10 protein-coding genes and 1 pseudogene are annotated in these 9,677 nt (G+C 72.5%); 6 read left to right on the top strand and 5 right to left on the bottom strand.

Annotation, left to right across the window (positions count from 1 at the left end):
• Nucleotides 1–550, top strand: a 550-nt coding sequence (locus tag MCBG_RS04215; RefSeq protein ID WP_043324031.1) for a DUF6596 domain-containing protein, incomplete at its 5' end; no start/stop codon positions are given.
• Between the two features lie 6 nt (nt 551–556).
• Here the strand turns inward: MCBG_RS04215 and MCBG_RS04210 are convergent.
• Nucleotides 557–1,390 carry a patatin-like phospholipase family protein gene (locus MCBG_RS04210; RefSeq protein WP_043324028.1) on the bottom strand — a complete coding sequence of 278 codons (834 nt, stop codon included), beginning with the start codon at nt 1,388–1,390 and terminating at the stop codon, nt 557–559.
• Nucleotides 1,391–1,465: 75 nt separating this feature from the next.
• On the opposite strand from MCBG_RS04210, the gene MCBG_RS04205 reads away from it, so the two are divergent.
• Nucleotides 1,466–2,194, top strand: coding sequence for an SDR family NAD(P)-dependent oxidoreductase (locus MCBG_RS04205; RefSeq protein WP_043324027.1), 729 nt, complete (start codon nt 1,466–1,468; stop codon nt 2,192–2,194).
• Between the two features lie 51 nt (nt 2,195–2,245).
• Here MCBG_RS04205 and MCBG_RS35015 read toward each other — a convergent pair whose 3' ends face one another.
• Complete coding sequence (locus MCBG_RS35015; RefSeq protein ID WP_255361250.1) at nt 2,246–2,371, bottom strand: MFS transporter small subunit; 126 nt, start codon at nt 2,369–2,371, stop codon at nt 2,246–2,248.
• Nucleotides 2,368–3,776 (bottom strand): annotated as a pseudogene (locus MCBG_RS31480) (OFA family MFS transporter). The gene MCBG_RS35015 and the pseudogene MCBG_RS31480 overlap by 4 nt, the downstream one beginning before the upstream one ends.
• Before the next feature lie 178 nt (nt 3,777–3,954).
• Here MCBG_RS31480 and pdxY point away from each other — a divergent pair.
• The 4 genes from pdxY to MCBG_RS04170 all read left to right on the top strand — a co-directional run bounded on the left by pdxY (nt 3,955) and on the right by MCBG_RS04170 (nt 8,220).
• The gene (gene pdxY / locus MCBG_RS04185) at nt 3,955–4,806 is read left to right on the top strand and encodes a pyridoxal kinase PdxY (RefSeq protein WP_043324020.1); all 852 of its coding nucleotides are present in this window, start codon (nt 3,955–3,957) and stop codon (nt 4,804–4,806) included.
• Between the two features lie 98 nt (nt 4,807–4,904).
• Nucleotides 4,905–5,369 carry a helix-turn-helix transcriptional regulator gene (locus tag MCBG_RS04180; protein ID WP_043324018.1) on the top strand — a complete coding sequence of 155 codons (465 nt, stop codon included), beginning with the start codon at nt 4,905–4,907 and terminating at the stop codon, nt 5,367–5,369.
• A gap of 5 nt (nt 5,370–5,374) precedes the next feature.
• A complete protein-coding gene (locus MCBG_RS04175; RefSeq protein ID WP_043330132.1) occupies nt 5,375–5,788 on the top strand; it encodes a VOC family protein in 414 nt (137 codons plus the stop codon).
• Nucleotides 5,789–5,844: 56 nt separating this feature from the next.
• Nucleotides 5,845–8,220, top strand: coding sequence for an ATP-binding cassette domain-containing protein (locus MCBG_RS04170; RefSeq protein WP_043324016.1), 2,376 nt, complete (start codon nt 5,845–5,847; stop codon nt 8,218–8,220).
• A 38-nt stretch (nt 8,221–8,258) separates the two neighbouring features.
• On the opposite strand, the gene MCBG_RS04165 is transcribed toward MCBG_RS04170, so the two are convergent.
• Both MCBG_RS04165 and MCBG_RS04160 read right to left on the bottom strand, forming a co-directional pair.
• Nucleotides 8,259–8,966 carry a response regulator gene (locus MCBG_RS04165; protein WP_043324014.1) on the bottom strand — a complete coding sequence of 236 codons (708 nt, stop codon included), beginning with the start codon at nt 8,964–8,966 and terminating at the stop codon, nt 8,259–8,261.
• A 99-nt stretch (nt 8,967–9,065) separates the two neighbouring features.
• On the bottom strand, nt 9,066–9,677 hold a 612-nt coding region (locus MCBG_RS04160), incomplete at its 5' end, for a sensor histidine kinase (RefSeq protein WP_223201059.1).

Raw genomic sequence — 9,677 nt, 5'->3', positions numbered from 1 at the left:
CGGCGCGCTGGCGCTGATGCTGCTCACCCACGCCCGGTCGCCCGCCCGCACCGACGCCGCCGGTGACCTCGTGCCGCTGGCCGACCAGGACCGCTCCCGCTGGCGCGCCGACCTGATCGACGAGGGCGTCGCGCTGCTCGGCCGGGCCCTGCCCCACGGCCCGGTGGGCCGCTACCAGCTCCAGGCGGCCATCGCCGCCGTCCACGCCGAGGCCCCGACGTTCGACGACACCGACTGGCTGCAGATCAGCGTCCTCTACGACATGCTGAGCCGGGTCGCCCCCAGCCCGTTCGTCACACTCAACCAGGCCGTCGCCGTGGCCATGGCGCACGGCCCCGACGTCGGGCTGGCGCTGCTCGGCCCGCTGCTGACCGACCCGGCCATGCACGGCCACCACCGGCTGCACGCCGTCCGCGCCCACCTGCTGGAGCTGCACGGCGACCCGCAGGCCGCCGCCGAGCACTACCGGCTGGCCGCCCGGCTCACCGGCAGCCTGCCCGAACAGCGCTACCTCAACCGGCGGCTGGCGCGCCTGACCAGCGACTCCTGATCGCGGTCACCGCCACACCCCGGCCACCTCGTCGGCCACCGTGTCGGCCTGGGCGAACCCGGCCCGCGCCGACGCGGCCCGCCGCGCCGGATCCAGCACGTTACGGCCGATCGCCGTGCGCGCCGCCCGGTCCGGCGACACCACCGCCACCCGCGCGCCGGCCGCCCGCAGCGCCGTCACCTGCGCCGACAGCCGCGGCATCGGTCCGACCGCCGCACGGGTCGGCGCCAGCACCACCACCCGCTCGCACCCGGCCGCCAGGTCCGCGTTCACCGGCGACCGGACGCCGCCGTCGACGAAACGCCGGTCACCGATCGTCACCGGCGGCCAGACCCCCGGCACCGCGCAACTGGCCCCGACCGCGTCCACCAGCGACGCCCCGCTGTCCGCGTCGAACACCACGAACTCGCCGGAGGCCGCGTCCACGGCGGTGACCAGCAGCCGCGCCGCCGGCCAGTCCGACGACGGCAGCCGCGCCGCGATCACCGCCCGCCGCGACTGCTCCGACGGGGTACGCGCCGACAACGCCATCGCGCCGATACGCGCCCGGGCCCGCGCCGCGTCCCGGCCCCGCCCACCGGCCCACGCCCAGCGCAACAGCACCCCCGTCCCGAGGCGCGCCGGCACCTCCTCGCGGGGCGGCCGCAGCTGCGCCTCGTACAACTGCGTCACCGGCGTACCCGAACGCACCTGCGCCCCGACCACCGACCCGGCCGACGTGCCCACCACCAGCTCCGCCTCGTCCAACCGCAGGCCGTGCCCGGCCAGCCCGGCCAGCAGACCCAGCTCCCAGGCCACCCCGGTGACCCCGCCGCCACCCAGCACCAACGCGCGCCCCATGTGACAGTCCTCTCCACCCCGGATGGTCCCGCCCACGGTAACGTCGCCCCCACCGCAAGGCAGGGGAGAATTGCATTGACCTCCGTCACCATCGTCACCGGGGGAGGACGCGGCATCGGCGCGGCCACCGCCCGGCGGCTCGCCGCCGAGGGCCACGACCTGGTCATCGGCTACCGCGCCGACCACACCGCCGCCGAATCCGTGGCCGCCGACGTCCGCGCGGCCGGCCGCCGCGCGGTCACCGTCGCCGCCGACACCACCGACCCGGACCAGGTACGCCGCATCTTCGACGCCGCCGACCAGCTCGGCCCGCTCACCGGCCTGGTCAACAACGCCGGCGTCACCAGCCCGATCGGCCCGTTCACCGACCTGCGCGTCGACGACCTGCGCGAGGTCGTCGACGTCAACCTCATCGGGTACGTGCTCTGCGCCCAGCAGGCGGCCCGGCGGCTCACCCGTGGCGGCGCCATCGTCAACGTCTCCTCCGTCGCCGCCACGCTCGGCTCACCCGGCGAGTACGTCCACTACGCCGCCGTCAAGGCCGCCACCGACACCCTCACCGTCGGGCTCGCCAAGGAACTCGCGCCGCACGGCATCCGCGTCAACGCCGTCGCCCCCGGCATCATCCGCACCACCATCCACGCCCGCTCCGGCGTGCCCGACCGCCCCGACTCCGCCGCCGGGCGGATCCCGATGGGCCGCGCCGGGGAACCCGAGGAGGTCGCCGGCGCGATCGCCCACCTGCTCGGCCCGGACGCCTCGTACACCACGGGCGCGGTCCTGCGCGTCGGCGGCGGGCTTTGACACGACGGCGGCCCGGGGTGTTCGCCCCGGGCCGCCGCCTCGCCTTCTGCGCTACTGGGTGAACAGCTTCGCCGCCGTGATCACCGTCTGCACCACCCCGTAGCCCAGCAGCACCGACACCACCAGCCACGACACCACCAGGCGGGTCCGCTGCCCGCCACCGCTGTGCTCGTTCACGATCCGCTCCTCTCCGTCGGCCCCTGCGCTGTCCCGTCCCGTCCCGACGCCGGCTCGTGGTAGCGCTCCGGCACCGGCCGCACCAGCAGGTTCGCCTCAGGCCGACGGCCAGCACGCCGACCATCGTGAACAGCGCCGGCCGGTACGCCGCCGCGGTCAACGTGCCCGGCTCGCCCTGCGCGTCGAGGAATCCGTTGACGATCAGCGGCCCGGCCACCCCGGCCGCCGACCACGCGGTCAGCAGCCGGCCGTGGATCGCGCCCACCTCGAACGTGCCGAACAGGTCCCGCAGGTACGCCGGAATGGTCGCGAACCCGCCGCCGTAGAACGACAGGATCACGGATGCCAGCAGCACGAACAACGCCGTCGAGGTCTGCCCCACCAGCGCCAGCAGCAGGTACAGCACCATGCCCACACCCAGGTACACCACGTAGATCGGCTTACGGCCGATCACATCCGACGTGGACGACCACACGAACCGGCCCGCCATGTTGAACAGCGACAGCACTCCCACGAACCCGCCGGCCGCCGCCACCGACACCGCCGAGGTCCCGTTGTCGCGGAAGAAGTCCTGGATCATCGGGCTGGCCTGCTCCAGGATGCCGATACCCGCCGTCACGTTGCAGAACAGCACCACCCACAGCAGCCAGAACGACCGCGTCTTCAGCGCGTTGGCCGCCGACACGTTCGCCGTGGTCACCAGCGGCTTCTCCGCCACCGTCGACGGGTCGAAACCGGCCGGCCGCCAGTGCGGCGCCGGCACCCGCACGTTGAACACCCCGAACATCATGATCACGAAGTAGCCGATGCCGAGCGTCACGAACAGCCACACCAGCGCCGAGCCCGACGCGGTGGAACCGCTGTCCGACGGGTCGTACCCGGCGTCGTAGAACGACAGCAGCTGCCGGGACAGGGGAGAGGCCACCATCGCCCCGCCACCGAACCCCATGATCGCCAGCCCGGTCGCCAGCCCCGGCCGGTCCGGGAACCACTTGATCAACGTGGAGACGGGGGAGATGTACCCGATCCCCAGACCGATCCCGCCCAGCACCCCGTACCCCAGGTACAGCAGCCACAGCTGCCCGGTCGCGATGCCCAGCGCCCCGACCAGGAACCCCGCCGCCCAGAAACACGCCGACACGAACATGGCCTTACGCGGCCCGTTCGCCTCCACCCACGTACCGGCCACCGCGGCCGACAACCCCAGCATCACGATCGCGATGCTGAAGATCACCCCGATCGCCGTCTGACTTGTGTCGAAATGCACGATCAGGGAGTTCTTGTACACGCTCGTCGCGTACACCTGCCCGATGCACAGATGGATCGCCAGCGCCGCCGGGGGGATCAGCCAGCGGCTGTACCCCGGCGGCGCGACGGTGTGCCGACGATCGAGTGCGGAAAGCATCGTTGCTTCCTCCGTCCAGAAGGCGAGAACAGCCCGTTCATGCCCCCACCGCACGCTGCGCCCAAACCCGCCCCGCGCCCGGCGGTCGAAACCCTGAGCCGAACGGTCACCGCGGTCCCGGCCCGTCATCACCCCACCACGGGCCGTCAGCCCTCGCCGGGGATGCGACCATGAGCAGGTGAAGATCCTGTCCATCCAGTCGTCGGTCGCCTACGGCCACGTCGGCAACTCCGCCGCCGTGTTCCCGCTGCAACGCCTCCGACACGAGGTCTGGCCGGTCCTGACCGTGCACTTCTCCAACCACACCGGCTACGGCGCCTGGCGCGGGCCGCTGCTCGCTCCCACCGACGTCGCCGACGTCATCGCCGGCATCGCCGACCGCGGGGTGCTCGGCACCGCCGACGCCGTCCTGTCCGGCTACCAGGGCGACCCCGCCGTCGGCGCGGTCATCCTCGACGCCGTCGCCCAGGTCAAAGCGGCGAACCCGGCCGCCCTCTACTGCTGCGACCCGGTCATGGGCGACGTCGGCCGCGGCATGTTCGTCCGCCCCGGCATCCCCGAGTACCTCCGCGACACCGTCGTCCCCCGCGCCGACATCGTCACCCCCAACCAGTTCGAGCTGGAGTTCCTCGCCGGCCGCACCACCGACACCCTCGACGACCTGCTCGCCGCCGTCGACACCGTCCGCGCCACCGGCCCCCGGCACGTCCTGGTCACCAGCGTCCTGCACGGCGACCTGCCCGCCGGGCACCTGGAAGTCGTCGCCGTGTCCGACGAGGGCGCCTGGGCCGTCACCACCCCGCTGCTGCCGATCGCCCCCAACGGCGGCGGCGACGTCACCGCCGCCCTCTACCTGGCGCACCTGGCCACCACCGGCTCACCGCAGACCGCGCTGGAACGCACCACAAACTCGATCTACGCGGTACTCGAGGCGACCCTCGACGCCGGCACCCGGGAACTGCAACTCGTCGCCGCCCAGGACGCCATCGCCGAGCCGCCCACCCGGTTCACCGCCCGCCGGCTGCGCTGACCGCCGCCCGGATGCACCAGCCGCCCAGGTGCACCCGGGCGGCGACTCGCCGCTCGAACAGGTGGACGACACCACCGCCCAGCAGGCAGGATGCGGACGTGTCACCGCACCAGGGCACCGACGACCCCGCGTTCGCCCAACGGCTGCGCGACCTGACCCGGCTGCGCCGCGTCCGCGACCGCATCGACCGCGAGTACGCCAGTCCCCTCGACGTCGAAGCCCTCGCCCGCGGCGAGCACATGTCCGCCGGCCACCTCAGCCGCCAGTTCCGCCAGACCTACGGCGAGTCCCCGTACTCGTACCTCATGACCCGCCGCATCGAACGCGCGATGGCCCTGCTGCGCCGTGGTGACCTCAGCGTCACCGATGTCTGCTTCGCCGTCGGCTGTCAGTCCCTGGGCACCTTCAGCACCCGGTTCACCGAACTCGTCGGCGAACCGCCCAGCGCCTACCGCGCCCGTCACGCCCCCGACACCGCCGAGCCGCCCCCGTGCCTGACCAAACAGGCGACCCGACCGATCAGGAATCGAGAAGCCCGCACCGGCCGGCCACCGTTAGCGTGACCACCATGACGATCACCATTCACTACACGTTCCTGCCGCACACCGACGCCGACGCCGCCATCGCCTTCTACCGCGACACCCTCGGCTTCGAACTGCGCAACGACGTCGGCCAGGGCGACACCATGCGCTGGCTCACCGTCGGCCCACCGAACCAGCCCGAGACCGGCATCGTCCTGCACCCGCCGGCCGTCGACCCCGGCATCAGCGACGACGAGCGCCGCACCATCCTCGAACTCATCGCCAAGGGCAGCTACGGCGCGCTCACCCTCGCCACCGACGACCTCGACGGCCTGTTCGACCGGCTGGCGGCCAGCGGCGCCGACGTGGTCCAGGAACCCACCGAACAGCCCTACGGCGTACGCGACTGCGCGTTCCGCGACCCCACCGGCAACCTCATCCGCATCAACGAGCGGCGCTGACGGCGCCCGCGGCGGACGCTGGCTCGACCGGAACACCCGACCCGGACGGAGAGACCATGAGCGAGGCCACCACCGGCCTGCACCGCGCCGACAGCCACGACGTCATCCGCGTCCTCGGCGCCCGCGAGAACAACCTGCGCGACGTCCACGTCGAGCTGCCCAAACGCCGCCTCACGGTGTTCACCGGCGTGTCCGGCTCCGGCAAGAGCTCACTGGTCTTCGGCACCATCGCCGCCGAGTCCCAGCGCCTGATCAACGAGACCTACAGCGCCTTCGTCCAGGGTTTCATGCCCACCCTGTCCCGGCCCGAGGTCGACGTCCTGGAGGGCCTCACCACCGCCATCATCGTCGACCAGGAACGCATGGGCGCGGACCCACGCTCCACCGTCGGCACCGCCACCGACGTCAACGCGATGCTGCGCATCCTGTTCAGCCGCCTCGGCGACCCCCACATCGGCCCGCCCAACGCCTACTCGTTCAACGTCCCCTCCGTACGCGCCGCCGGCGCGATCACCGTCGAGCGGGGCCCCGGCAAGACCCAGACCAGGAAGGGCACCTTCAACCGCCTCGGCGGCATGTGCCCCCGCTGCGAGGGCCGCGGCGCGGTCACCGACTTCGACCTGACCGTCCTCTACGACGAGAAGTTGTCCCTCAACGAGGGCGCCATCACCATCCCCGGCTACAGCATGGACGGCTGGTACGGCCGCATCTTCCGCTCCAGCGGCCTGTTCGACCCGGACAAGCCGATCCGCGACTACACCAAGCGGGAACTGAGCGACCTGCTCCACAAGGAACCCACCAAGATCAAGGTCGACGGCATCAACGTCACCTACACCGGCCTGATCCCGGCCATCAGCAAGTCGATGCTCGCCAAGGACGTCGACGCCATGCAGCCGCACATCCGCGCCTTCGTCGAACGCGCCATCACGTTCACCACCTGCCCCGACTGCGACGGCACCCGCCTGGCCCCCGAAGCCCGCTCCTCGAAGATCAACGGCGTCAGCATCGCCGACGTCTGCGCCATGCAGATCAGCGACCTCGCCACCTGGGTACGCGACCTGCGCGAACCCTCCGTCGGCCCGCTGCTCAAGGCGCTGGGGGACACCCTCGACTCGTTCGTCGAGATCGGCCTGGGCTACCTCAGCCTCGACCGGCCCGCCGGCACCCTCTCCGGCGGCGAGGCCCAGCGCACCAAGATGATCCGCCACCTCGGCTCGTCCCTCACCGACGTCACCTACGTCTTCGACGAACCCACCATCGGGCTGCACCCGCACGACATCGCCCGCATGAACAACCTCCTGCTGCAACTGCGCGACAAGGGCAACACCGTCCTCGTCGTCGAACACAAACCCGAAACCATCGCCATCGCCGACCACGTCGTCGACCTCGGCCCCGGCGCCGGCACCGCCGGCGGCACCATCTGCTACGAGGGCACCGTCGCCGGCCTGCGCGCCAGCGGCACCACCACCGGCCGCCACCTCGACGACCGCGCAACCCTCAAGGACAAGCCGCGTACGCCCACCGGCGCGCTGCCGATCCGCGGCGCCCGCACCCACAACCTGCGCGACGTCGACGTCGACATCCCCCTCGGTGTCCTGGTCGTGGTCACCGGCGTCGCCGGCTCCGGCAAGAGCAGCCTCATCCACGGTTCCCTGGCCAGACGCGACGACGTCGTCAGCGTCGACCAGACCGCCATCCGCGGCTCCCGCCGCAGCAACCCGGCCACCTACACCGGCCTGCTCGACCCCATCCGCAAGGCGTTCGCCAAGGCCAACGGCGTCAAACCCGCCCTGTTCAGCGCCAACTCCGAAGGCGCCTGCCCGACCTGCAACGGCGCCGGCGTCATCTACACCGACCTCGGCATGATGGCCGGCGTCGCCAGCACCTGCGAGGACTGCGAAGGCAAACGGTTCCAGCCCGCCGTGCTCGACTACCACCTCGGCGGCCGCGACATCAGCCAGGTCCTCGCCATGTCCGTCGACGAGGCCGAGATCTTCTTCAGCGACGGTGAGGCCCGCACCCCGGCCGCCCACACCATCCTCGACCGGCTCGCCGACGTCGGCCTCGGCTACCTCACGCTCGGCCAGCCGCTGACCACGCTGTCCGGCGGGGAACGGCAGCGCCTCAAGCTCGCCACCCGGATGGGGGACAAGGGCGGCGTGTACGTCCTGGACGAACCCACCACCGGCCTGCACCTGGCCGACGTCGCCCAGCTGCTCGGCCTGCTCGACCGGCTCGTCGACGCCGGCAAGTCCGTCATCGTGATCGAACACCACCAGGCGGTCATGGCGCACGCCGACTGGATCATCGACCTCGGCCCGGGCGCCGGTCACGACGGCGGCCGGATCGTGTTCGAGGGCACCCCGGCCGATCTCGTGGCCGCCCGGTCCACGCTCACCGGCGAACACCTCGCCGACTACGTCGACGCCTGACCGGCGCGTCCGCTGAGACCCCCGGCCGCGCCGCGGTCTCAGCGGGACAGACCGGCCATCCGGGCCGGCGGCGCCGTGCCGGGCTCCACCAGGCCGCACTGGTACGCGGCCACCACCGCGTGCGTCCGATCCCGCAGCCCCAGCTTCGTCAGCACCCGGCTGACGTGCGTCTTGACAGTCGCGTCGCCCAGCACCAGATGCTCGGCGATCTCCCGGTTCGACATCCCGTACGCCATCAGCACCAGCACCTCCCGTTCCCGCGGGGTGAGCCGGCGCATCTGCACCGGGGTGGGCAGTCCCGGGTCGGGCCGGGCGGCCAGGTCGTCGAGCAGCCGCCGGGCCACCGCCGGATCCAGCCACGCCTCGCCGTCGGCCACCGCCCGGATCGCCGACACCAGCTCGGCGGGCGCGGCGTCCTTGAGCACGAAACCGGACGCGCCCGCCCGCAACGCGGCGTGCACCGCCTCGTCCACGTGGTACGTGGTCAGCATGATGATCCGTACCGGCTGCTGCGGGTCGTCGATGAGCTGCTCGTCGGCCATCAGCCTGGTCGCGGCCAACCCGTCGGTGCCGGGCATCCGCACATCCATCAGCACCACGTCCGGGCGCAGCCGCCGACTGACCTCCACGGCCTGCGCCCCGTCGTCGGCCTCGGCGACGACCTCGATGTCGGGTTCGTTGGTGAGCAGCATCGCGAGTCCCGCCCGTACGAGCGGCTGGTCGTCGGCGAGCAGCACCCGGATCATGAAGGCTCCCGTCGTCGGCGGCCGGGACAGTGGCCCCACCACATGATCATCGACGCCGGCGGCGGCGGCCACCCTGATGTCGCACAGCGGACACGCCGTTCACCCGACAGCCGGCGCCCCGCCGTCACCCGAGGCCGCCACCAGGTCGCCGTGCTGCGCGACCGGCAGCGTCGCGCTCACCCGGAACCCGCCCTCGGCACGCGGCCCGGCGACCAGACGACCGCCGACACGCTCCAGCCGCTCGGCGAGGCTGGCCAGCCCGTTACCGGTCGACAGTCCCGCCGCCGCGCCCGCCTCGCGGCCCGAGCCGTCGTCGTCGACGCGCAGCAACAGCACCCGCTCCTGCCACCCGAAATGAACAGTCGCGCAGGCCCGCCGGCCGACGTGCTTGAGCGTGTTCGTCAGGCTCTCCTGCACCGTCCGGTACGCCGCCAGCTCGATACTCGGATCCAGCGGCCGAGGGCTGCCGGACACCGACATCGTCACCGTCAGCCCCGCGCACCGCATCGACGTCAGCAGCACCTCGATGTCGTCCAGCCGCGGCTGCGGACCCGGCTCACCGTCGCCCACCGGCCCCGACTCGGCCCGCATGACCGCCAGCAGCCGCCGCAACTCCGCCATCGCCTGCTGCCCGGCCTGCTGGATGTGCAGCAGCGCCTCCCGGGTCCGCTCCGGATCGGACGCGAGTGATCCGCGCCGCGCCGGCGGCCT

The organism is Micromonospora sp. M42, from assembly GCF_000568915.1.
In the GTDB taxonomy this organism is placed as follows: Bacteria; Actinomycetota; Actinomycetes; order Mycobacteriales; family Micromonosporaceae; genus Micromonospora; species Micromonospora chalcea.
The sequence above is the reverse complement of the archived record's forward strand: the minus strand, read 5'-3'. Positions and strand labels throughout refer to the sequence as shown.